Genomic DNA, 23,738 nt, shown 5'->3' on the forward strand with positions numbered 1-23,738 from the left:
ATTTTATTGATACCTTCTCTATAGTAGGGTTCTTCACCGCTTTATTGATTTCTATTTTTTTTGTTCTTACATAAAGAAAAAAGAGAAACGAATAAGAAAATACCAATTGCTCTGATGTAATTAAGTATTTTTTTTTAATGACCTGTATCGTTTAGTAAATGAAAAGTAGGCGATTTCGAAGTGCCAAACTTTCGGTTAAGCACAATGTTTGATACGAGCCAAAAGCCTTTGTTTTATTACTGTTTCGCCTGTTTTTTAAATACATTGTTGTGTGCAGGTATTCCATTTTTATTAGTTTCTATTTTTAAGACAATCGTGTCTTCATAGTCTGGAATAAAGTCATCTGGAATTTTATCGGTTTCAATGAATCCTGCTTTTTTATATGACTTAATTGCATTCAGATTTCGATTTGAAGGAGCTATGTAAATTGTCTTGCAATCAAATTTATCTTTTAAATAGTTACATAAGCACATTATTGCTTCCGGTCCAAATCCTTCTCCAGTATATTTTCTGTCGGCCAACCAAATGTCAATTTCTGTGGACTTTGTTTTTTTGTTTATGTCGTTATAGTTTATTTGTCCAATTTCCTGTCCAAAATGTGTCAATATGAAACATTGTCCATTCAGTGGTTTCGAACCGTCAAAATAATGGTCTAAAAAATCTTGGTTAAATTCTTCCCAAGTTGGAATAGGAGCGTCAGGGAAATTTGGAGAGCCAAGCATATCACTTGTTAGGTTTGAACGAGTTAGCCAATCATATACACTTCTTTTGTCCTGTAAAGTAGCTGGTCTGATTATCAGTCTATGTGTATTTAATAGTTCCAATTTCTTCGATTTACCCAACTGCCTTTCGGCAAGCACCAAAGCCTGTATTGCTTATAGCCATTGTTGTACGTTCGTTCTTTTTTCCGTGTTTAGTTTGGGGAATGCAGACCAATTTTATTTCCTTCCGAGTCAAGGAATATTGCGTAATAACCGCTTTCGTCAGCGTGAAGTGATTTTGGAACAATGATTTCTCCACCATTTTGCTCTACTTTATCAAGAATTATTTGAAGATTATCTCCACCATCTAGATATATGGTAACTCCGTCAGCCGAGGGTTTGTAACCTTCCGCTTTCATTATAACTCCCGTAACCATTTGCCCTTCATATGGGAATATGCCCATTTGCATTTCTGGGAAATCCATTTTTTCAATGTTAAGGTCTAAAATTGTTTGATAAAAATCGACTGCTCTTGAAATATCTGTATCCGGAATTTCAAAAATGGAAATAAAACTTTTCATATCGCTCGTTTTTTGTGTTTCGTTTGAATCGGTTTGTTGGTTCTCGTTACTGGATTTGTCTCGACCTTTACAAGCTATAATGCAAAAGGAAAGTATAACCGCACAACAAAGTGTTCTCTTTTTCATATTTGATGTTTAAATTCTCGGTGCAAATATGAAATTTTTACGAAGTCGAAAATTGTAAAAATGCGACACCTTGTTTATTTGTAGAAGAGAGTTGAAAGAGCCATATTTTCGTTACCTAAAAAATCCTTCGGGTTGATTCCTGTAAACTCCTTAAAGTCTTTTATAAAATGTGCTTGGTCGAAATATTCACTTTCGTATGCAATGTTGGTTAAGGTGTCTGTCTTTTTGTTTAGCAACATTTTTAAAGCAGTTTGAAGTCGGATGACTTTACCCAATTGTTTTGGGCTGATACCAATTTGCTTTTTAAAATTTCTTTCGAGTTGTCTTCTTTTGGACAAGTCTTCTTTAAGAATAGTCAATATTGATTCAGTTCCATTTGATGATATAAGTGCATCAACGGTCCGTTTTACAATATTGTCAACTGTGGTTTTATCATTGAGTTTTTCTAAAAGAAATTTTTCTACGATTTCAATTCGCTGTTTGCTGTCTGTTGAGTGAATTATTTTTTGTTCCAATTCTTTTGCGGTATTCTCTCCAAACAATAATTCTATTGGCGTTTCTTTATTTGCCAAATTTTTAATGGGCGTAGTAACGAAATTGGCAAAGCCATAAGGGTAAAATCTAATTGCAAATGTATTTACGTAGCCTGTTGGCTCGATAAAAAATGGTTCAATCGTTTGTCCAAGTACCATCGCACGAGGTTGAAGGATAAATTCATCCTGCGTAGTGTAACGCTTTATGTCGTCTCCAAGGATAAATGCCATTTCAATACAACCATCAGGTATAATTAGCTGTCTTTCCTTATCGTTTTCGTCAGGAACTTCCAAAGTCCAATAACAACTTACAAGAGATTCTAAATCTGGATGTGGTTGGAATGTTTGATAGTCCATTGATTAATATATGTTTTTTTTTGAATGACGCACAACGGTCTCGTATAACCGTCAGGTACGGGTGAAATTAGAGACTATTTTCGGTTTAGCACAGGCTTTGGCAATTCCGACCGGCCCGACAAGGGTATGCTGGCGGGGTGGATTCTAGCCTGCCCTGAGCGAAGTCGAAGGGTAGTAGGATCCGCCGACCAGAGCATTGCGACCAACGAACTCCTTATAAAATATACATCAATGCATAAATGGCGGTTATATATTGTTGGCTGTAGTGTTTTTTTCAATCCCATATGTTTGGTCTATCAATTTTCATTGCTCTTAAATACGATAAAAATGTTCCTGCGTGTACAGATTCATGATATCCAATCCGTAACAAATATTTTGCAAGGATTTTCTTGTCTCCATTTCCAGGGTGTACTATTTTCGTTTCGTTTAATTCCCTATCCGAAAATTGTCGAATACTTTCTAAAAATGTTTTTCTAAAAGGCTCAGCAAATTCAAGTTCATCTTTTAGGTTTATGAATGGTCGGTTTTTCCAAGGTGTTTTATAATTTGTCATATCTCCTTGATTAATAATAACATTCCAGCCATAATCAGCCTCCAAAACGTGTCTTATCATTTCTGACGCACTCATTGCTTTTTCGTCAGGTTTCCAATTATAATATTTCTCAGGTAGTCCATTCCAAAGTTTTATACTTCTTCTCCTTATTTCTTTGAAATTTATAATTATGAGTTCGGATTGGTTCATTTTCTTTGTTTCAAGAATGTCTTTTTACATTTCAGACAACGGTTTAGTATAAGTGACATAGCCAACAGACAAAAACCTTTGATTAAGCCAAAAACACCCACATTAATTTTATACGGTGTTGTTTGCAGTATTTTTTTACTTTCTTACTGTTGAATGTAAAAAGTCCATTTTCCATTTTCCGTCAATCTTTTTAAAAGTAGCACTTTCTAACCAGTCAAATTTAACTTTAGTTGTATCATTAAAAACAAAGTTTGCGCGATTAAAATAATTGATATTACCAGAATTGTTATCCACGTTAATTCTCAGATTTTCAAATTTATATTCAGCTGTATATTTTGGAAAACTCTTCATCATTTTGAAAATACTGTCATTGTTAAAAACTACTCCATCTTCATATATAATAAAGTCGTCAGTTGTCAAATCTCGCATTTTTTTAAAATCCATTGTTTCAATTCCGTTAAAATATCCAATTAAAACGGACTTTAATTGTTCAGGATTATCAGTTTTTTCTTCTTGACAAGAACTAAATAGCAGAATCTGGGTCAGAAGTAAAATTGACAATTGTTTCATATGATTCATTTTTGGTGGGTTTGTTTATTCGTTTTGGCTTATTGCACGCAACGCAGCGCTATGTGTAGTTGCGTGGTTTAGCACTTAACCTCGCCAATACACGCCAAGTTGGAAATTCCGCAGGAATTTTCAAAGTAGGCGAGAACAAGCAACCCGCCGGAACGACCCTGTCGGGCTGGTTACTTATAGCCACTGTTGTGCCGTCGTGCTTTTAATTTATATTGTTTAAATATTTTTCTAACATAGTATATCCATCCGAAGCTACTACATTGCGGTCATCAGGGTTTTGTTTGTCCAACTTGTTTTTAATCTCCCAGTAATCAGGCATTCCGTCATGGTCTGTGTCAATGGGGGCGGGGGAGCTTTTTAGTTCGGGCCAGCCACCAACATCGCTTGGAACATCAATAATACCTTTATTGCCATATTTTGCTGTTCCATGAAGAACATCATCGATAATATCTGCATCTACTTTATCTCGTGTAGGTAAAGAACAACCCGCGTATTTTAATACAGCTTTATAAGCTTCTTCAGCTGTTTGTTGATTAATTTCCATTGCAGGCCATGGTTGGTTGAGTTTATACGCCGCACTTGTTTTTGTCACCCCCAACAAATTATTGTCAGTGACTTTAGGGTATCCATCAACAATATTTTCAGAAACCCACCATTTTCCCGCGTCAGCATCTTCATCCCTTGATGAGGGATCAACAATACAGCTCCTCACTTTTGAATCGGTTGCGGGTCCTGGCTTATAATAATTGGCAATCATGTTAATCGTAGAATGTTCAATTGGTGGGTTGCGTCTATCCCCTTTCTGATGTGCCTCACCTCCATAACTACTTGCATATTCCCAATTATAAATTACATTGTTTCTGTAATCATTAAACCCACTGCCAGAAGCCCAACGTGGGTTTCGACTAGCATTATGTGCAAAAAGGTTATGATGCCAAGAACCGTATTTATTTCCCCATATTCCCCCAAAACGATGATCATCGGAACTGCCTTTGGGGCACGCTTGTGCAATAATACACCATTGAACCGTTGTATTCTCGTTATGGTAAAGTGTCATCGTTTCATCGGTACTCCAACTAGCAGATATATGATCGAAAATAATATTCTTATGATACCTACCGCCTATTCCGTCATTTTCACCTGTGGAAGGGTCAAACCTTACTCGAATATACCGAATGATTATATTATCGGCATCGGTAGACAGGTTTCCTTTGATACATATTCCATCACCAGGAGCCGTTTGTCCAGCAATAGTTATACTGTCATTTTTGATACTAAAATTACCCGTTATCGTACCCGAAACTCTGAAGACAACTGTTCTAGGTCCTTTAGCTTCTAATGCAGCCCTTAGACTTCCTTCTCCTGAATCATTAAGATTTGTGACTTCAAATACATTTCCACCACGTCCACCAACAGTATATTTACCGTATCCTTCTGCAGTAGGGAAGGCTAATTGTTGAGACCATGCATAAAATAAAGTCAGGATCGAAATCATTCCAGTTAAAAATAATTTTCTCATATTTTTAATTTTTATATAATGTAGAAAGTTCTAACATGCGGCACAACGGTCTCGTATAACTGTCCATTACGGGTTAAATTAGCGATTATTTTCGGTTTAGCACAGGCTTTGGTATTTCCGACCAGCCCGACAAGGTTATACTGGCGGGGTGGATTGTAGCCTGCCCTGAGCGAAGTCGAAGGGTAGTCAAATCCGCTGACCAGAGCATTGCGACCGACGAACTCCTAGAAAAATAAACATTAGTGAGTAAATTGGGGTTATACATTGTTGCCTGCTGGATTTTTTTATTTTAATATTTTTTTTAAAGTATTTTTCGCTGAAAGTATTGCTCCTTCCATATAGCCAGAGAATTCATCAATGGATTCTGTCCCTGAAAAAAATAATTTACCACCCATATAGGTATTCTTAAATAACGGATGTCCATTATTTTGATGTGGTATACTGTTTATTCGATTACCATTTAGAACAAATTCGTCTGTCCATATTTTTTCATAGTAGGTTAAAGGAGTCGAAGCATCTTTTCCCAAAAGTTCTTCTAATTGCCTTAATACAAGTTCCTTTCTGAGTTCTTTAGTATAGGTTGATGAACTACCATTCAAGAAGCCTGTGAAACCAAATTTATCTTCTTCAAAATTTGTATGGTCGTACATTTCAGAAACAATTCCTACATGACTGTACAACATTCCGGAATATCCATTTTTTCTCCAAAACGGTTCGGAATATTCTAAAACAAATTTAATGGCTCCCGCCATCCAAGTTTGGACCGTTGGTAAAACAGCTGAAATATTGTCAGGTAATTCAGGGATAAATTTAATTTGCGAACCCACCAACTGTGCAGGTAAGCATAAGATAACTTTATCAGCTATAATTTTTTCTCCTTTATTGGATTGAACTATTAATTCATTTTCAGTTTCTTCAATGGAAACAACTTTTGTTTTTAGTTTAATTTGTTCAGCATCTATTTTTTCATTCAGAGTGTTTATTAAACGCTCTGTTCCGCCTGCAATTCTATAAGATGGCGTTTCGGCTTCGGGTATATAAAATTCCTGAGCTGGTTCAAATGATTTGGTTTGAAATAAAGATTTCCCTTTAGAATATTGAGGGAATTTTTTTAATTCTAACTCATCCAATAATGAAATTAAGTTGGGATGCATATCAGAGAACCAAGTAGCACCTAATTCTAGAGGTGTTTCATTTTCTCCTTTTATGGTTTGTATTCTACCACCTAACCTATTCGAGGCTTCCAAAACTGTTGCAAACACATTCTTTTTTGATAATGAATATGCTAAAGTAAGACCGCTAAGTCCCGCACCAATGATTATTATTCTTTCGTTTTGTTTCATTAATTGATATTTGTTCAATTCTGCTGGCAGCTAACGTCCCATGTATGGTGTCGTAGCTATCCCGCAGGGTAGCTATGCACTATACATATTGTTGTACTTTCGTTATTTTTCAACTTCCTTTTTAATCATATCTACTATACTTTCAATCTTTTCTTTTACGCCTTCAGATTGTTCATTAGTATATCTCGTATAACTTATCATTTGAAATAAATAATCTTCAAAATCAGGATGAATCAACAAAGGTTTGAAATCTGATTTAGATACTAAGTCTTTCGTGGATTGATATTCTTTTAAGCTCCCAATCGCAAATTTTTCCCTTATTTGTTTGTCTTCCATAAAAATCATTTGCATTCCTCCAATTTGATAATTTTCTATTAAGAAAGGAATTAAACGCTCTTCTGTTAACTTCACAATTATTGATTCTTCTTCACTTAGTTCACTTAAATAACTTGAAAATGATGTGATATTGTTTCTTAAATCAATGTTTTCCAATAAATAGAGCTTTCCAGAATTTATCAATTCATTACTTACACTAAGCTGTGGGTCGAAAGTAGGTCGGATGGAAATTCGAGAAAGATGAACGTTAAGGCTATCCTGTAAAATTAGTTCTGGCTTTTCTGTTCTATATTTTAATAGCTTAAAACTGGAGTACAATATATCATTTCTTATATCTATTTTTTGTTCTATTTGGTTTAGATTATTCGAATACTCTTTTAATAGTTGTGATAGAATTAGCTGTTCTTGTTTTCTATTTTGTTTATTTTGATTCCAACTATTAATCTGTAAAGCAATTAAAATTCCGATAACCACGAGCACTATTTCTCCGATTGCATAGATCAGATATGTCCTGAATTTGTTTTCAGTGAGCATTTTTTGCCTAATTTTTCTAAAGAATTTTATCATTGGTTAGCGGTTTCTGATAATGAAGCACAACGTTTAAGCTATGAAAAGTAAGGGAGCAAACTAACGTTTACTTTTCACCACGCACATAGCCAAATCTTTTTGTTTTCGCCTGCCACGCTTTTTAGCGTGGTTTTTTCTTTTCCTTGTTTAAAGCAAAATCCCAAAGATTTTGCGGACTTCATAAAAATACGCAAACCCTGCGAATAAACTCTAAGTCCGCATTGTTTATAGGTTGTGTTACCTGTGGTTTTTATTTCACATTTCTAATCACAACAATCGGTTCTTTGAGTTTTTTACTTGCAATGGAAATATTGTTATAGATCCATTTATCACTATTCCAATCCGCCAAAACCCTCATTCTACCTTGTCCCTTTGTTCCAGTGATGTGAACGTATATATCGATTGTAGTATCATTGTTTGAATAGTTAACAATCCCTCTAACTATGTCAATTCCTTTTACCGGTTCTAAAATACCTAACAATTCAACTACTTCTTCATTTTCCTGAGCTTTTAGAATGGCATTTTGCATAAGATTTGGGTCGACATAAGCTTTTGTAATATCAGAAAATCTTGTCCCAATTGGAGAGGACGCAATAGCAATAACAAAGAATACAAGTACACCAAACACAGGAGTGAACCATTTCCAATTCCGTTTCCACCAACTTTTATGTTCAATTAATTCGTCCATTTTTTAAATTACAGGTAACGGTCTCGTATAGGAGTAGTAGCGGATTTCTACACACTAACTTTTCAGTTGAGCACTGACCTTTGTTTTATGTTTTATCTTACGTTGTATCACTTTAACCGCTATTACTTGTAAACATTGTTAGGGCTAGTTTTTCTTTCTCAATATTTTTACTATTCGATTATACATTATTTCTGATAAATTCCAGTTGTAGCCTTCAAAGTCCACCGTATTTGTAAATTGAATGACTACCGCATCGATGTCCTTGTGGTATTTGGCAATTGTTTGATAGCCTGGAATCAAACCTGTATGTTCATACTCATAAATTGAGGTATAGATTTCCTGTTCTTTTTTGTCTTTAAATACAGAGCCATCATTTAGAGCTCTAATAAATTTGCCCAAATCTTCTGCCGTAGCCAACATTACACCATTATCGTCTTTCTTTAAATCGTTTTCATAGCCAACGTAATAGCCACTCATTACATCATCTAGATTGACATCCTGAATAGAGCCATAAGTGCTTTTAAGATTCAGAGGGGTTAAAATTTCCTCACTTATGTATTTAAATTTACTTTTACCTGTCACTTTTTCTATGAGCTTAGAAAGTAATAAGTAATTTGTATTGCTATATTCAAAATCAGTATCGGGTTCAAAGTTGGCTGGCAAGTCAAGTACCAATTCTAACCGTTCTTTGTCGTTTTGTTTTGGATGAACCCAATAATTTTTGGTGTCGGTATAATTTGGAATTCCACTCCGATGCTGAACCATCATTCTTATCATAATTTTATCAGCATTTTCGATCTTATCTGAAAGTTCAGGAAAGTAGTCAGCAAGAGTTTTATCCAAAGACAAACGTCCGTTATTTACCAATTTGGTGATAGCTACGGCAGTATATAATTTGCTAACACTGGCAATTTTGAACAAAGAATGTGGTTCGGCAGGGGTTTTGCTATCTCTATTTTTATAGCCTGAGACATAAAATGCTGGAGGTTTATTTTTTTTATCAACATAAACTATAATTCCATCAAACCCATATTCAGATACTTTATTAACTTGTTCCTGCACTGTTTTGGGCAAGGGTGTTATCCATGCTTTTACTATTGGCCAAGGAACAAAGTACAATGAGATTATTGTTCCAATAAGCAGTGCTATTCTTATAATTCCCCTTGTGTACTTCTTTGTCATATTATCTCTAAACGAAAAACTTTTAATTTGCTATTTCAATGACTACATTCCCTTTTTTTTGTCCCTTATCAACATACTCGTGAGCGGCCACAATTTCCGAAAGAGGAAAACATTTATCTATGTACGGTCTGACCTTTCCCCCTTCAGCAAGTTCATGTAGTTTATTCAGATGCTCCTGTTTCGGGCTTGTGAGTGACTTTACCGAAACAAAGCTGCCTTCCTGTTTCAATACTTTCTTTGCTTTCGATTTTGACGTTTTTCCAACTGCGTCAAAAACGATATCAAACTTCTTTTCAAGTGAAGAATAATCCTGCTTCCTGTAGTCAATAGCACTATCAGCTCCAAGTGATGTTACCATTTCTAAATTGGAACTACTACAGACAGCCACCACCGTTGCTCCTTGTTCTTTAGCAATTTGGATGGCGTAGCTTCCTACACTTCCTGAAGCACCATAAATTAATACATCCTGTCCTTTGCTGAGGTTAGCTTTGTTTAGCAGAAACAAAGCTGTCATCCCTCCAACGGGCAGGGCCGTAGCTTCTTTGAAATCAAGCTTTTTTGGCATTAACCCGAGTACTCCTTTTTTTCTTTCTTGCGGTATGCATATATATTCGGTGTAAGAGCCGGTATCAAGCATGGTAGGAGTGGCAAAAACTTCATCACCAACTTTATACTTGGTAACATCTTTTCCAACAGCTTCCACAATTCCCGACAATTCATGCCCTAATATTTCCTTTTTCGGTTTAAACAGGCCGAACATTAGTCTGACAAAAAGCCAAGCTACTGGTGGAAAATCTGAACTACGTAATCTCGCATCACCTGAAGTGACAGTAGTAGCACATATTTTGACAAGAACTTCGTTGTCCTTTGGCTGTGGTTTTGCAATATCAACCAATTTTAAAACGCTTGGGGGGCCGTATTTTGTGTAAATAACTGCCTTCATATTTTTTATTTAAGAATTAGCCACATCGTGTTTGTGTATGATTTCGTTGCGCCTGCCTGCCACAGGCAGGTGTTTCGGCAACTAATTTAGCAAATACAAACCGAATAGAAAATCCGTCCCGCCACGCTTTTGGGCGTGGGAGAATTTACGTAAGTAGGCTAGAACTAGCAATGAATTATATACGTTGTTGGCACCTGCTTTTTATTTGTAGATACTCTCAATATTCAACTCTTCAGTTACCATATCTTGCAGCGTTTTCAATTCCTTATTATAATTTATATTTTCTTCGTCTCTACCTTTTAATTCTGATAAAACTTCAAATACAAAATTTTCTTCTCCATACTCATTCCAATCTTTTTGGAAGCTCCGATTCCTGTGGTTTCCAAATTTGAGTTCCATTTTATGTCTATTCCATTTTGATTCCATATCAATACTATGGTCAATCAGAAATTTATTATTACTAATATTTCTTATTTGAAAAACTCCCATTGGGATTTTCAATTGTTGGTAGGCTTCTTTAAGTTCTTTTTTAGTTTTCATATTACATAAATCCTAATTGTTTCATAACTGTTATTCTGTCAAAAACTTGAGTGTGTCCATTAATTAAATTGTCCTTAAAATGATAAATTGTTAGACCTTTTGTATTAATGGATTTTTTAGTTGGCGGATATTCTCCAATCATTCCAAGATTAGTACCTGTTAATATCCATGTTATAGCAACGTAATTTTCTTCTGGAATAGCAGATGTTATTTCAAAATTCATATCAGGAAATGAATTGAATGAAAAATTCAATCGTTCTTTGAATTCAGAATGAGATAAAGTTTTTCCTTCCCAAGGGTCAGTTGTATCAAGATGGATTGTATATTCTGGATGAACATATTGTTCAACTTTATCATAATTCTTTTTATTCCAAATTTCAGTCATAAATTCCCGAAGGAAAGATTCTTTGTTCATCTTCTTTTTTTAAGTTGGTGCTAACGTGCACGTATAAGTATAGTTGCGAGTTTACGTGCGAGGATTTTCCGACTTGTGACGCCATTTGGCGTTAAGGAAAATCAGACGTAGTAAACTTGCAACGACCTTTGGTTAAGCCCAAAATTGAGCAATTATTTTTATACATTGTTGGCAACTGGCTTTTTTCCACTTTTGGTTAAATTCCGATTACGTATGATGTTATTGATTTTATTTTCGTTCCTTTTGCTTCACTAAATTCATAAAAGTCCGAAAACGCATATTTTTTACCGTTCTGCATTTTTATAATTCCGCTTACAGCACCTTCTTTTCCGTGAGTTAAAATTCGGTCGAGTATCAATTCCGATGCTTTTTCCTTTTTCATCTTTCCCAATTCCTCTGTAAAATTTTCTTTTCCCTCAATTTTTTTGTCGCCAATTATATTCCACACAATTTTGTCCGTTACGCTCTCTGTCAGAAAATCCAAATTTCCTTTCGCAAAAGCGATATTTATTTCTTTTAAAAATTCCTTTTTCGGTGCATTTCCGCAATCAGCACTTACAGTTATTTTTGTCATTTTTCCGAATCTTTAATTTCAGTTCCGAGTTTTTTTTAAGCTTGTTGCCAACGCAGCGCTATGTACGACATCTGCGACAGCAGTGGGCGGGTTGTAGCGTTGGTGGGCAATTTTATGGAAATATAGTGAAAACCTTTTTTGTTTTTCGACGGTATTGGGAATAAAATGTGGCGGTCCTACCGAGCGCAGCGAACACATGAATACATTAAACAATGGACATGGCATGAATAAATTACATAAAGTGACTTGATATGTTGCGCAAGAGTTAAATCCATTTAAGCAAACAAGCAAAAAGTCTATCTGTTTAATGTTATCACTTGGTGTAGTTATGCCAAACCAAAGTAAAAACTCAAAATACCTAGTGTGTTAAAAAAGCCATGTATCATAATCATAAACCACAAATCGTATTTGCGCATGTAGAATATTATAGATAAGAGTGCTCCGATAATTACTACAACAAGTTGCCCTGTTATTCCCTGCTGAATGTGCATGTATCCGAAAAAACCACAAATTATTAGAATATTAATAGCAAGACTGCTTTTACTGTCTCCAAAGAATTTGACGAACTGTCGCATAAGATAACCTCGAAAAATAATTTCTTCTCCAAATCCTGCAGTAGCCCACACTATTAATAGCCAGACGATGGTGACTTCAAGGTTTCCTTCCAATTGGCTCATGCTTGAATAATCAATAGGAATTCCTGTTAGTATCTCAATGGCCGGAACCACTGCAAAGACATAAAAAATAAAGAGTCCCAGTGCAACTAACGGAGCATGCACAAGGAGATTTTTTGCATTGAATTTTGCACGTTTAAACCCAAGCGCTGAAAATGGTTTCCCCTCGTATTCTAAGTAATTAGCTATAATGATGATAATAGAGATAATTATATTTTCAAAAGGTGTTCTGGTGATTGGCCCAAAGTACATGAAACAAATAATGGCAAGAGTGACTAATGGAATTATAATTTGTCGTAAGGTCATTTTTCTCATCGTTTTTGATTTTAAATTCTAAGACGAAGTAATGAACAAGACTCCCAAAAACCCCTTTAAATATTAATGTTTTTACTGAGTGGTAGTAAATTGATAACTGGATGGTCGATATCTTATAATTTATTTTATTGAAACCAAGTCATAAATGCTTTTCGTTTATAACGACTGATGTTGATTTCGGTAATCGCATCATTTTCAATAGAAGTTTTTAACGTAATCCGCAACTTGCCATTTGCAATTTTTTCAATTTGGTCTACCGCACTTTTATGAATGATAATTTGACGATTGACTCTAAAAAACAATTGGTCGTTTATTTTTTCTTCGAGTTCATTCAATGTAAAATCTGTGGGAATTGTGGTGCCGTCATTTTGAACAGTATAGACAATTTTGTTTTCGCTATAGAAACATGCAATATTTTCGTAGGTAAGCTTGGTTATTTTCGCACCACTTTCAATAGTAATTTCATTATCTTTTATAGATAGCTTATATAAATTGTAGATGTCTAGGGAATATGCTAACCCTATGAGAATAAAACTTAACAACAAGGTAATTAGCAATCCAATTAATAAATAATAGAATTCAGTTTCTCCACCCGCAATTTTATTTAAGACAATACCTAACGGAATATACATGACTGTAATATACCCAAGAGTAGAGACCATATACCATGAGATAGAGGCGATTTCTACTTTTTTAGAGAAATACTTTTTCTTGTAATATTTAAAATTAAGCTCTGCTATAATTCCAATAAGAATACACAAAGCAATAGTGGATAGAAAACCTTCTACAGGGAATCGATACGATTCACTATTTAGGAAACTCTCGGGAGTTGATAAATGATTTAGGACTAAAGAGAATATTATAAAGACAATTAATTTCTGAAACCAACTCCATAGAGAACTATAGTTAAATTTAATCAATACTGTTTTTAATGCATTCTTGGTTGGTTGTGAAGTACTCATTAATTTGAAGTTTCTATTGTAGGACGATGTGTTTTTACCATTGCAGCTAACGTTCTGAATAAACGCCTGTTTTAATGGCGTTTATTTTTTGTTAGCATCAGTTTTTGGCTGTTGTTGCGTAGAGCAATGTATTCCACCTCCGTCCCAATTCTGCGGCATGAAGTCAAGAAATACGATTTTACGACCAGGGAATTGCTTTTTAAAAATCTGTTCGACCTCTTTCTCTCTTTTTTCAGAGGTGCCCATTCTAGTATATGTCGGTAGAATTACCAAGCCATTAGTGACCAGATAGTTCATATAACTTGCTGCAGGTATTCTCAATAATGTATCTCCTTCTTGCGGTCTTTCAGAAGGAAGAAACCAACTGGGAGGTAAGTCAAGTGAATTCTCTGAAAAGTCTATATTTTCCGTAGCTATAATTTTCTCAGTGATAAGTTCTGGTAACGGGACCTTAACAATGGTAAATGGCTTGCCATCCTGATCGGTAGAATTTTCAAGAATTCTAAGATTCTCACTCATTTTTTCATAGTTTATTCTATTTATGGGATTCAAATCCTTTTCATCCTCGTCAACCCAAGCCAATAAAATCGTATTCGCATCTGAAAATCGTACAAATTCGTCTGAATGCTGCACACCTCCACCGACATAATTGTCAGCAATCCTTCTGTAAAAACCATTTGGATCATCTGCCAGGCTTTGTTTGAGCCAAATGATATTTGAGACTCCAAGGACCCTTTTAAACTCTTTTTCAATTTCTTTCTTAGTACGATTGGGATTTCTGTTGAATACAGCGCTTTCACAGATTATGAGTGTTCCTTTCCCATTCACTTCAATATTGCCTCCTTCATGTACAACACTCGTTTTTTGAATAACAGCATTTTCAACTTTTGCCATCAAACTGTCGACCATAGTCGTTTTAGGGTTAATCCAAAGTTCTGAGTATTTGCGAATGCTATCGACATTGCCCTCATGCATTAATCGCAAAAATTCAGGAAGACCATATTGATCAAAGCCAAAATCTGCAACCCCTAATTCACCTTTTTTGTTGACTAAAAATGCTGCACCATAGTCGCGAATCCAATATTGTTCGCCTGGTATAACGTGAAATTCTAGTCTGGTACTATCGACCTTTTGAAGACTCAGATATTTCTTTGCTACCTGTAACAGGCTATCTGATGATACTGCTATTTTGACTTTTACTGTAGGTGTAAGCGTCTTTATTAACTCAGCAATCCCTTCTTGAAATTGTGTGTTTTTTCTTTCTCTCCAGCCTAGCCAAATAGCCTGGTGAGTTTCCCATTCGGCCGGCATATAAAAGGCTGATTCATCAATGCCTTGTTCACCATTTTTTTGATTGCAACTAAAAATGGTTAGTAGTATAAATATGGTTAAAATATATTTCATTGTTGATGATTTTATTTATGCTAACGGTTAGGCTATGAAAAGTAGGCGATTTCGAAGCACTCCACTTTCGGTTACGCACAAACTTTAATACGAGCCAAAAGCCTTGAATTTACTACTAGTTCGCCTATTTTCTATATACATTGTTACCAGCTTGCTTTTTCATCAATCAGTTCAAGTTTTCCATCCGCAATTTTATAGAACATCATTTTTTCGCTACCTTCTTTCACGTATGGAAGTCCAAAAATTATTGGTTCTTTTTTTGAACTCGTTTTCGAAGATATAAACTGATATTTAGGTTCTATTAAAATATTCTTATTGTTATCTGCAATTCCATAAGAAAAATAATCATCTGTTCGGCTTCCTCCACCACCAAAACCAATCAACATTACATCTTTTGAGTACATATACTTTTTAATTAAAATCAGCTTATTATCAAGTTGCTCATTTGCATAATTCAGTTCGTCCGCATTTTCAATGTATTCGGTTCCGATAAGGCTAATTCTATAGTAAGGTTGTCCAAAAAATCGCCAAACAAATAATGAGATAATTACAACCGCTATAAAAGTTATTATTAATCCTATTTTCAATGTTTTATTCAATTAATAAATTGTTTTTTGTGAGTTCAGCTTGCTGGTAACGGTCTTGTGTATGATTAGTTGCGGGAAAGGACGCGAGTCGTTTTCCGCCGTAACTGAAAGATAATTAATAAGATTGAATTTCCGAGAGGAAATTCAGCCGCAATTAATTATGCACGTTGTTGGCATTAGTTTTTTATTCCCTTATATACATTCGGGTTGTGTTTCTCCATATAAAATTCAGGATTAGGTATTTCTGAAAAACCAAACTTTTTATAAAGCCATTCAGCTGTATCAGTTAATAAAATCCAGCGTCTTAATCCTTGAAGATTTGGATGTTCCATTATTTCATTTATCAGCCATTTACTTAATCCCTTTCCTCTATATTCCTTTAAAACATAAACATCTCCTAAATATGCAATAGTTGAATAGTCTGAAATTATTCTAGCAAAGCCAATTTGCTTGTTTTCGTAATAAAGTCCAAAATTCAAAGAGTTTTCAATTGATGTTTTCAAAGTATTGATTGGAATTCCTTTAGCCCAATCAGTTTCATTTGAAAGGAATTTGTGAATGCTCAAAACATCTAATTTATCCTTGTCAGTTGAAATGGTATATTCATTTCTATGAGTTTCTCTAATTTTCATTTTCTTAATTAATGCCAACGTTGTTGTATATGGTTTGTTGCGTGTTTTAAGCACCTAATTTAGCAAATACAAAGCAAATAGAAAATCCGTCCCGCCACGCTTTTGGGCGTGGGAGGACTTTCGTAAGTAGGCTAGAAGCAAGCAATTAATTATACACGTTGTTATGCTCTGTTTTAATTCAGTTCTTCTATTAATTAAAAAGGTCTGATTTAGAAACCTGTCTTGAAATATCATCTAATTCGTTATAAACTCCATCATCATCGGCAGTTCCAAAAAAGGCTATCACTAAATTGCGAGAAGGAGAAATGTAAAGACCTTGTCCGCTAAATCCACCTTTATAAAAATCTCCGTCTTCCATTACTTTGTCCCATTGATAGGTATTGTGACGAACAACTTCTTTATCAAGCGTGTAATTTTCAGAACCGTATGCAGTTACCAAGTGAGGACGACCTTGCTTTTGAATTTTATCAAAATATTCATTTGAAACGAAAGCATTTTCAGTTGAACGACCTTCGTTCAGAAACATATAGCCAAATCGAGCTAAATCTCGAAGTGTATAATTAATTCCTGCGTGAGAAATGCTAGTGCCATTTGTTTGAGTAATAAATGCATCAGATTCCGCACCGATTTTTCGCCAAATTTCACGTTCAATATTTTTTGCATAAGAAAGACCTGTGATTCTCTCTATGAGGCAAGAGAGAACGTATGTGTTTACTGAAGTATATTCAAATACCTCTCCAGAGGTTTTTGCAGATGATAAGGTCTTAATGTGCTCAAAAGCATTGTCAGCGGTTTTTTCTGTTCGTTTTAGAAATCCAAGAGCTGCTTCAAATTGATAGTAACATGTTTCAGGGTTTTCAAAAGCACCATCAACCCATTCACGACAATCAATTCCTGAAGCCATATCAAGAATGTCAATTATGGGTACACCTTCCCATCCAGACTTTTTAAGTTCAGGCAGATAATGTTCTATTGGTTTTGTTGCATCAAGTTGTTTTCTGTCTTCCAAAATTGCTATAAGAGTTGAAGCAAATACTTTAGATACTGACCAGTAAAGATGCCTATCGTTTGGAAACATTCTTGGGTAGGCTTCATATACAATACGGTCTCCTTGCAATATTATCATACCATCCACTTTCTCGCTAGTTTTGACATAGTCTTGAAGTGTCATTTGTCCTAATTCAGAAGTAACAATAAACTCATCGATTTCTTTGCGGTAATCTTCTTTCAGGCTTTTAATATTTCCTTCTCTATTGATAATGGCGTGAGTCCAAAATTCAGGCATATTTAAAAATATATAACGAGATATTTCACCTCCATCATCCCAATTATCCAAATTCCATTGCTTAAATACGGATTGAATTTCCTTATTTGAAAAACCATCATAAGTTTGAGCAAATAAATTTGAATATGGAACAATTAATAAAAGAAGTAATAGTCTGTAATAGTACATTTTTTTCAAGGATATGTGGTTTTTAGAAATTGAGCATAACGGCTCCGTATATGAAAAGTAGGGCAGGCAAGGAAACTTTTCGTTTCCGCTTGCCAAGCCTTTTGGCATGGTCTGGTTTGCGAGTCAGAGCTTTTTGTTTTGTAATTACTTTTTCTTTTTTAATTGCCAACTTAGCGCAGCGTTATCACGAATTCCTTTTTAAAAATAGAAATCACATGAGTAAATCCAAAAGATTTGGCGGACTTATTAAATAAGCCCAAGCCTTTAAATATAGCACTTTATGCCCTATTTACTATAGCCATTGTTAGCCACTGGTTTTTTCCCGTAATATATAATTCCAAAACCTAAAAGGATAAGCGGTATACTTAAAATTTGACCCATATTTATTGACATCGAATCTTCAAATCCAACTTGATTTTCTTTGACGAATTCAATCATAAATCTTGCTGTAAACATTAAAATCATAAAAATTCCGACCATAAGTCCATTTTGTCTTCTGATTTTTTTCGATTTATAAACAAACATAAGAACCACGAAAATCAGCAAATATGCCGCAGCTTCGTAAAGTTGCGTTGGATGCCTAGGTATTAGGTCGTCTCTTTCAAAGACCACACCCCAGTTTCCATTTGTTGGTTTGCCGTATACCTCAGAGTTCATAAAATTCCCAATTCTAATGCTCGCAGCCATTAATCCAGACCCAAAAGCAACTCTGTCCATTATCCACAAAATATTTGTTTTAGTCTTTCTAACATAAAGGAAGATTGCGATTACTATTCCAGTTAATCCGCCATGGCTTGCAAGTCCTTGAAATCCTATAAACTGGAACGATTCGCCTACTTTTCGAATAGGTAAGAGTATTTCAAGAGGGTTTTGAAAGTAATATTCTGGTTCATAGAAAAAACAATGCCCTAGACGTGCACCAAGAAGTCCACCTATTAAAATATACATAGTTAGTTGATCCAAATTTTCGAGTGGTATTTTCTCTTTTTGATAAACTTTCTTAACTACTAAATATAAAAGACCGCAACCAATTGCCCACGAAAGACTGTAATATCTAATTGGAAAAGTGTTGAACAAAGTGAAAATCTCGGGGTCAACATTCCAATATATTATTCCATCTTTCATTTAGGTTGGTTTTAGTTATTGGGTTTTTTCAAGCTTGCAGCTAACGGTTCTGTATATGATTTGTGCGGCTTAAAATCCGACCTGCCAAGCTCTGCGTATAGGATTTTCAGCTAGTCAAATCAGATACTAAATATAATAGTTTTAAATGAAGTAGGAGGCAAGCATGAATTATAGCATCTATGTAAAAGCAGTAAGTCGAGTATCTTTAAGATGAACCAAAAATTAAAGATATGAACACTCAAATTACTGCCACACCTAAGTTATTCATTGGTATCGACATACACAAACGTAGTTGGAAGGTACATTGTGCTACCGACCTCTCATCGGGCAAGACTTTTAGTATGCCACCGTGTGCCGAATTGCTCTATGAACATGTGACCAAACATTATCCAGGTTATGATGTATCCAGCGCCTATGAGGCCGGTTGTTGTGGATACCACGCACATCGTTGCTTTGTTAGCTATGGTTGGCGTTCATTGGTGGTCAATCCTGCCGATATTTTCAGAAGGGGTAAGGAGCGCCACACCAAAACAGACCGGATAGACGCGCAACTCATAGCGCGTGAACTTAAGGACGGGAGGCTGAACGGTATTTGTGTGCCGGATAAGTGTAGGGAGCAACTGCGTAGTCTGTTCCGTCGTAGGAACGACTTGGTAAAGGATATGCGCCAGATCAAGAGCTATATCAAGATGCAGTTATTGTATTATGGTATTGGAATACCACAGGACCTTGATAACGATCATTGGAGCCATAAATTCAGGGATTGGGTAGATGGTCTGGATTTTGAGTATGATGCAGGTAAAGAGGTTTTGCGAAGCCGTATGCGCAGCTTTCGGTTTATCGATCAGGAGTTTCGTGATGTTTCCACCTTATTGCGCCGGCATACCAAAATCCACTTTAAGAAAGATTACATGCTTTTACGAAGTATTCCTGGTATAGGTCCAATAGTTGCCAGTGGTATTTTGAGTGAATTGGGTGACCTGCGCCGTTTTAGGAATATAAAACATTTGGCCGGATATGTAGGTCTGGCGCCCGGTATTTACCAGAGTGGTGATACCGTCCGTCATACGGGGGTAAGTATGCGTGCCCACCGTTTAATACGTAGTTATTTCATTGAGGCTTCTTGGCAGGCCATTCGAACAGATCCCGTGATGCAGGCCTATTACCGCAAGCACCATGGAAAAAATGTGAAAAGTGTCATTGTAAAGGTAGCTAGGAAATTGTTGAGCAGGACCTTGGCAGTGATAAAGATGGAGACCCCTTATGCGATAGGGGTATTGGAATAAAATACAGGGAATTAACAGTAACAAGATAACTAAGCTCACAAAGAATAGTAGATTGGCTTGGATCACAAAACAATGTAGGTGGTCCCGCCGCTGGCGGGAACCACATCGGTTAGCAAGTGACCAGGCTTATTATAACTTATAATCATACAGATGCTGGTGACCACTCCCGCAGGACGTGGATCACATATAGGATGCCGAGCAGGTTATATAGTATTGAATTTTAAATGATGCACAGCCTCATCCATAATTCAATACGTTTAAAAGTATTATTATGAGGTAGTTAAAGGATAAAATATTAACTTTAGAGAACTTGATTAGTGCTTTTCATAGGATACATTGTTGTGCTTCGTTATTTGTCATCAATTATTATCTTTTCTTTAAAAATTGTCCTTGAATACTTAGAACATTCAATAAGAATTGATTTAGCTTTTAAAAGTTCTGGATTTTTAGATTTATTAAATAGATGTTTTTTGATTTTAGATTCATTCTTTTCAAAATGTAATACTGTATCAAGTCCATCTAATTTTTTAGCCACCATTTTACTTAAGTTTTCTATTCTTTCTATTTTATAGATTCCTCTAATTTTATCTTTATATTTTAAATCCTTTTTAATCAAATAGCTAAATCCATAATAAGTTAAAATCGGAGTTAATGTCACAATTATTATCAATATAATTATCATTGATACATTTTCGTACATAGGTTCTACAATCTCAGGCAAATTATGTAATCTCTTTCTTGGTATAATAATAATATTCCATAATTCAATAGGAAGAAATAATGCGATTACAGCAATTAGGATGGTTATTACGCTTATTTTCTTAACATTTTGTATGCTCTCATTATATTTCTCTTTCAATATTTTAATTTCAGTATCTAAAAGTTTGTGACCTATCTCAGGTTGATTCAATGAACTAGATACCTTTTCCAGATTTTGTAAATCTTTATCAATTTCGGCAGGTAATTCGTTAATGTATTCAAGTATTGGGACAGAGCTCCTTATACAAACTCCAGTTCTTATATAATTGCCACAGTCACACTTAAAATAATGGTAATAAGCAAACTTTTCTTCTCCAGAAATTTCTTCTCTTAAATCTGCAAGAGAAGTATCACCTCCTTTAAATTCAAAAAGCCCTTCTTTTACATATCGACTCCATAATTCAATTTTGTCAAAATAATCCTTCGAGGTTAATTCTCTATTTGGAATTGCACAATATTTACAACTTTTTTTCACTAGGTTCTATAGTAATTAATTTCAGAATAACGGCATGACGGTTCTCATAATGAAGCACAACGGGTTTGTATATGGTTTGTTGCGTGTTTTAAGCACCTAATTTAGCAAATACAAACCGAATAGAAAATCCGTCCCGCCACGCTTTTGGGCGTGGGAGGATTTTCGTAAGTAGGCCAGAACTAGCAATTAATTATACACGTTGTTAGCCACAGTACTTTTTATTTTCCTTTTGAGGTCAGTTGTTCGTTAAAGTCCAATGCAAGTTCAATCCAATGTTTGAATTCATTTTCTTGTTTCAAGTTTTCTTCTTGGACGTGTATGTAACCTTTGTAATTCCGTCCTCTCATCACAACAGTTGAACATCCTTTTTTTTTTGACTTCTTGTTCGTGCAATTTAGGGTCAATTCGGCACATCATTCTTTTTGGTCCAGCAGTTAAACAGATTTTACCCTTGACCATAAAAGCCAAACTGCCGAACATTTTCTTTTCCTTAACATTAGTTAAATGTTCGAGAGAAACTCTAATCCTTTGTGCGATGTTTTCGCTGTATCCCATTATTTTTTCGGTGTGTTTTTGTCAAACGTAAGCGTATCGAAGTAGATATGCAATGAAGTCAATTTACCATCCTTTGCAGTCCAAAATTCCGCTACATCTCCAGAAATATGCTTTCCATTTGGGAATATGTAATCGTAATTGGCAATCACACTTGCATTATCTCCATCTATTATCATTCTTTTTACTCGCATATTTTGGTAGACCCTTGAAAATCGTGCAATAATGTTTACATAGACTTCTTTTCCTTTATTTATATCTTCATTTTCCATATTGTCAGCCCTAAATTCAAAGTCATCCGAGATTACGGATTCCCAACCTCCTTTTTTTGCAAAGCCTTTGTAATACGTTTCTAAAAGCTTTTTTGTAGTCGTATAGTTTACCATTTTTTTATTTTTTGTCGTTAATTCAAGTTATTGCATTTTGCAAGTTCTACAAATTTATAAATGTTATTGTAAATTGCAAGTACTATTTATATTTTTGTATAATGAAAAAAAACAGGTCGGACTGTCCAATCAGTTGTTCGTTAGACGTTTTCGGTGATAAATGGTCATTGTTAATAATCAGGGATATTATGCTCCGTGGGAAGTTGTCATACAGCGAATTTTTAAAATCTGAAGAAAAAATTGCTACGAATATTTTGGTTAATAGACTGAATGTGCTTGAATCTGAAAATATCCTTTACAAAAAGGTCTCGCCTGAAAACAAGTCCAAATTTGTTTATAGCTTGACGAAAAAAGGCATTGACTTACTACCGATTGTCATTGAAATTATGGATTGGGGTGCAAAGTACAATGAAAACTGTCCGAGAAGGGAACTTGGCAAAAAAATCCAAGTGGATAAGTCAAAAGTCATTTCCGATTATCTTGAAAAACTAACTGAAGAATTTGGGTAGCCTGTTCGTTTTTTTCCGTATTGTGGTTAACGGTTAAGCTATGATTAGTTGCAGTGTGAAATCCGACAGGATTTCGCCCCGCAGACTAAACATACTAAATATGCATGGATTTTCCGAAGGGAAATCCGTCCGCAATTAATTATAGGTGTTGTTGTAAGTAGTATTTATCCCAATAAAATTAATCGGTTACATGAAGTGAATCATTAAAAAATAATCTGCGTTCATATTTTTTTCCATCTAAAGTTCCTCTTTCTATAATTAAGCCTCTAATTATTTTTTTCCAATACTTCCATATTCTATTTCGAACTCTGCTATTCGGTTGAGCGGTAAATTTAATTCTGACAATTCCGGATGTGGAATATTGTCATCTTTTAAGCTATATATTGTGTCAAGTTTTATATCTAAGAGATTTGAAAAGTCATCATTTAATTCGCGATCATTAAAAGGTAAAACCACAAAAATATCTGAATCCCATTTGATGGCAGGTTTTGTCAAAGTAAATGATAATCGGGTTGCATTTCCCAATTTGGTCGTATCGTCAATGAAAAGATCAAAATAGTTACCTCCGACTGTATCTTTATCTTTGTCAACTAACCAAATTTGATTGGCGTACTCTTTTCCATCAATTTTCAGATATTCAACAATACTGTCAATATGTTTTTCGCCAGGAAGTCTAAAGGTCTCAATTCCAATTCTACCCGTATATTCTACGTTTTTTTTATTTTCTGATTTACACGAAATAAAAATCACTATTAAAATCAGTAAAAAGGTTTTAAACATTGGTTTTGAGTATTACTTACAACGGTTAGGCTATGATTAGTTGCGGTGTGAAATCCGACAGGATTTCGGCCCGCACACTAAACATAGTAAATATGCGTGGATTTTCCGAAGGG

The 23,738-nt window shown here is 35.0% G+C and carries 27 protein-coding genes; 3 read left to right on the top strand and 24 right to left on the bottom strand.

Features of this window, described 5'->3' with window-relative positions:
* Positions 1-236: 236 nt before the first annotated feature.
* The 20 genes from MWU82_RS17660 to MWU82_RS17755 all read right to left on the bottom strand — a co-directional run bounded on the left by MWU82_RS17660 (position 237) and on the right by MWU82_RS17755 (position 17,753).
* The gene (locus MWU82_RS17660) at positions 237-824 is read right to left on the bottom strand and encodes a GNAT family protein (RefSeq protein WP_247097435.1); all 588 of its coding nucleotides are present in this window, start codon (positions 822-824) and stop codon (positions 237-239) included.
* Between the two features lie 89 nt (positions 825-913).
* Positions 914-1,282: a VOC family protein gene (locus tag MWU82_RS17665; RefSeq protein ID WP_247097436.1), complete on the bottom strand. Its 369-nt coding sequence runs from the start codon at positions 1,280-1,282 to the stop codon at positions 914-916.
* Positions 1,283-1,482: 200 nt separating this feature from the next.
* Complete coding sequence (locus MWU82_RS17670; protein ID WP_247097437.1) at positions 1,483-2,298, bottom strand: helix-turn-helix domain-containing protein; 816 nt, start codon at positions 2,296-2,298, stop codon at positions 1,483-1,485.
* 274 nt (positions 2,299-2,572) lie between these two features.
* Positions 2,573-3,040, bottom strand: coding sequence for a DinB family protein (locus MWU82_RS17675; RefSeq protein ID WP_215948949.1), 468 nt, complete (start codon positions 3,038-3,040; stop codon positions 2,573-2,575).
* A gap of 135 nt (positions 3,041-3,175) precedes the next feature.
* Entirely contained in the window at positions 3,176-3,610 is a 435-nt protein-coding gene (locus MWU82_RS17680) for a nuclear transport factor 2 family protein (RefSeq protein ID WP_215948950.1), read from the bottom strand.
* Between the two features lie 211 nt (positions 3,611-3,821).
* Positions 3,822-5,138, bottom strand: coding sequence for a pectate lyase (locus tag MWU82_RS17685; RefSeq protein WP_215948951.1), 1,317 nt, complete (start codon positions 5,136-5,138; stop codon positions 3,822-3,824).
* Positions 5,139-5,422: 284 nt separating this feature from the next.
* Positions 5,423-6,481 carry an NAD(P)/FAD-dependent oxidoreductase gene (locus MWU82_RS17690; RefSeq protein WP_215948952.1) on the bottom strand — a complete coding sequence of 353 codons (1,059 nt, stop codon included), beginning with the start codon at positions 6,479-6,481 and terminating at the stop codon, positions 5,423-5,425.
* Between the two features lie 102 nt (positions 6,482-6,583).
* The gene (locus tag MWU82_RS17695) at positions 6,584-7,351 is read right to left on the bottom strand and encodes a DUF6090 family protein (RefSeq protein WP_247097438.1); all 768 of its coding nucleotides are present in this window, start codon (positions 7,349-7,351) and stop codon (positions 6,584-6,586) included.
* A gap of 283 nt (positions 7,352-7,634) precedes the next feature.
* The gene (locus MWU82_RS17700) at positions 7,635-8,072 is read right to left on the bottom strand and encodes a cytochrome c oxidase assembly factor Coa1 family protein (RefSeq protein ID WP_215948956.1); all 438 of its coding nucleotides are present in this window, start codon (positions 8,070-8,072) and stop codon (positions 7,635-7,637) included.
* Between the two features lie 144 nt (positions 8,073-8,216).
* A complete protein-coding gene (locus MWU82_RS17705) occupies positions 8,217-9,254 on the bottom strand; it encodes a serine hydrolase domain-containing protein (protein ID WP_247097439.1) in 1,038 nt (345 codons plus the stop codon).
* 22 nt (positions 9,255-9,276) lie between these two features.
* Positions 9,277-10,197 carry an NAD(P)-dependent alcohol dehydrogenase gene (locus MWU82_RS17710; RefSeq protein ID WP_215948958.1) on the bottom strand — a complete coding sequence of 307 codons (921 nt, stop codon included), beginning with the start codon at positions 10,195-10,197 and terminating at the stop codon, positions 9,277-9,279.
* A 201-nt stretch (positions 10,198-10,398) separates the two neighbouring features.
* The gene (locus MWU82_RS17715; protein ID WP_215948959.1) at positions 10,399-10,737 is read right to left on the bottom strand and encodes a GIY-YIG nuclease family protein; all 339 of its coding nucleotides are present in this window, start codon (positions 10,735-10,737) and stop codon (positions 10,399-10,401) included.
* A gap of 1 nt (position 10,738) precedes the next feature.
* The gene (locus MWU82_RS17720) at positions 10,739-11,152 is read right to left on the bottom strand and encodes an ester cyclase (protein ID WP_247097440.1); all 414 of its coding nucleotides are present in this window, start codon (positions 11,150-11,152) and stop codon (positions 10,739-10,741) included.
* Positions 11,153-11,348: 196 nt separating this feature from the next.
* Entirely contained in the window at positions 11,349-11,726 is a 378-nt protein-coding gene (locus MWU82_RS17725) for a nuclear transport factor 2 family protein (RefSeq protein WP_247097441.1), read from the bottom strand.
* Between the two features lie 326 nt (positions 11,727-12,052).
* The gene (locus MWU82_RS17730) at positions 12,053-12,715 is read right to left on the bottom strand and encodes a CPBP family intramembrane glutamic endopeptidase (RefSeq protein ID WP_247097442.1); all 663 of its coding nucleotides are present in this window, start codon (positions 12,713-12,715) and stop codon (positions 12,053-12,055) included.
* A gap of 125 nt (positions 12,716-12,840) precedes the next feature.
* Positions 12,841-13,677 (bottom strand): LytTR family DNA-binding domain-containing protein, encoded by an 837-nt coding sequence (locus tag MWU82_RS17735; protein WP_247097443.1) that lies wholly within the window; start codon positions 13,675-13,677, stop codon positions 12,841-12,843.
* A gap of 81 nt (positions 13,678-13,758) precedes the next feature.
* A complete protein-coding gene (locus MWU82_RS17740) occupies positions 13,759-15,081 on the bottom strand; it encodes an agmatine deiminase family protein (RefSeq protein WP_247097444.1) in 1,323 nt (440 codons plus the stop codon).
* Between the two features lie 143 nt (positions 15,082-15,224).
* Entirely contained in the window at positions 15,225-15,680 is a 456-nt protein-coding gene (locus tag MWU82_RS17745; protein ID WP_215948964.1) for a hypothetical protein, read from the bottom strand.
* Positions 15,681-15,844: 164 nt separating this feature from the next.
* Positions 15,845-16,300: a GNAT family N-acetyltransferase gene (locus MWU82_RS17750; protein WP_111625660.1), complete on the bottom strand. Its 456-nt coding sequence runs from the start codon at positions 16,298-16,300 to the stop codon at positions 15,845-15,847.
* Between the two features lie 190 nt (positions 16,301-16,490).
* Positions 16,491-17,753 (bottom strand): serine hydrolase, encoded by a 1,263-nt coding sequence (locus tag MWU82_RS17755; protein ID WP_247097450.1) that lies wholly within the window; start codon positions 17,751-17,753, stop codon positions 16,491-16,493.
* Between the two features lie 50 nt (positions 17,754-17,803).
* Between MWU82_RS17755 and MWU82_RS17760 the strand changes: the two genes are divergently transcribed.
* Positions 17,804-18,007: a hypothetical protein gene (locus MWU82_RS17760; RefSeq protein WP_247097445.1), complete on the top strand. Its 204-nt coding sequence runs from the start codon at positions 17,804-17,806 to the stop codon at positions 18,005-18,007.
* 31 nt (positions 18,008-18,038) lie between these two features.
* On the opposite strand, the gene lgt is transcribed toward MWU82_RS17760, so the two are convergent.
* The gene (gene lgt, locus MWU82_RS17765; protein ID WP_247097446.1) at positions 18,039-18,878 is read right to left on the bottom strand and encodes a prolipoprotein diacylglyceryl transferase; all 840 of its coding nucleotides are present in this window, start codon (positions 18,876-18,878) and stop codon (positions 18,039-18,041) included.
* Between the two features lie 230 nt (positions 18,879-19,108).
* On the opposite strand from lgt, the gene MWU82_RS17770 reads away from it, so the two are divergent.
* Positions 19,109-20,164: an IS110 family transposase gene (locus tag MWU82_RS17770; protein ID WP_247097447.1), complete on the top strand. Its 1,056-nt coding sequence runs from the start codon at positions 19,109-19,111 to the stop codon at positions 20,162-20,164.
* A gap of 349 nt (positions 20,165-20,513) precedes the next feature.
* Here MWU82_RS17770 and MWU82_RS17775 read toward each other — a convergent pair whose 3' ends face one another.
* Together MWU82_RS17775 and MWU82_RS17780 are read right to left on the bottom strand one after the other, a co-directional pair.
* Positions 20,514-21,398: a hypothetical protein gene (locus MWU82_RS17775; protein WP_247097448.1), complete on the bottom strand. Its 885-nt coding sequence runs from the start codon at positions 21,396-21,398 to the stop codon at positions 20,514-20,516.
* 554 nt (positions 21,399-21,952) lie between these two features.
* On the bottom strand, positions 21,953-22,336 hold the full coding sequence (locus tag MWU82_RS17780; RefSeq protein WP_215948967.1) for a nuclear transport factor 2 family protein: 384 nt from the start codon (positions 22,334-22,336) through the stop codon (positions 21,953-21,955).
* A gap of 101 nt (positions 22,337-22,437) precedes the next feature.
* Between MWU82_RS17780 and MWU82_RS17785 the strand changes: the two genes are divergently transcribed.
* On the top strand, positions 22,438-22,845 hold the full coding sequence (locus tag MWU82_RS17785; protein ID WP_215948968.1) for a helix-turn-helix domain-containing protein: 408 nt from the start codon (positions 22,438-22,440) through the stop codon (positions 22,843-22,845).
* Between the two features lie 270 nt (positions 22,846-23,115).
* On the opposite strand, the gene MWU82_RS17790 is transcribed toward MWU82_RS17785, so the two are convergent.
* Positions 23,116-23,625 (bottom strand): hypothetical protein, encoded by a 510-nt coding sequence (locus MWU82_RS17790; RefSeq protein ID WP_247097449.1) that lies wholly within the window; start codon positions 23,623-23,625, stop codon positions 23,116-23,118.
* Between the last annotated feature and the right edge of the window lie 113 nt (positions 23,626-23,738).

This window comes from Arenibacter sp. S6351L (genome assembly GCF_023016025.1).
GTDB classification, from domain to species: Bacteria; Bacteroidota; Bacteroidia; order Flavobacteriales; family Flavobacteriaceae; genus Arenibacter; species Arenibacter algicola_B.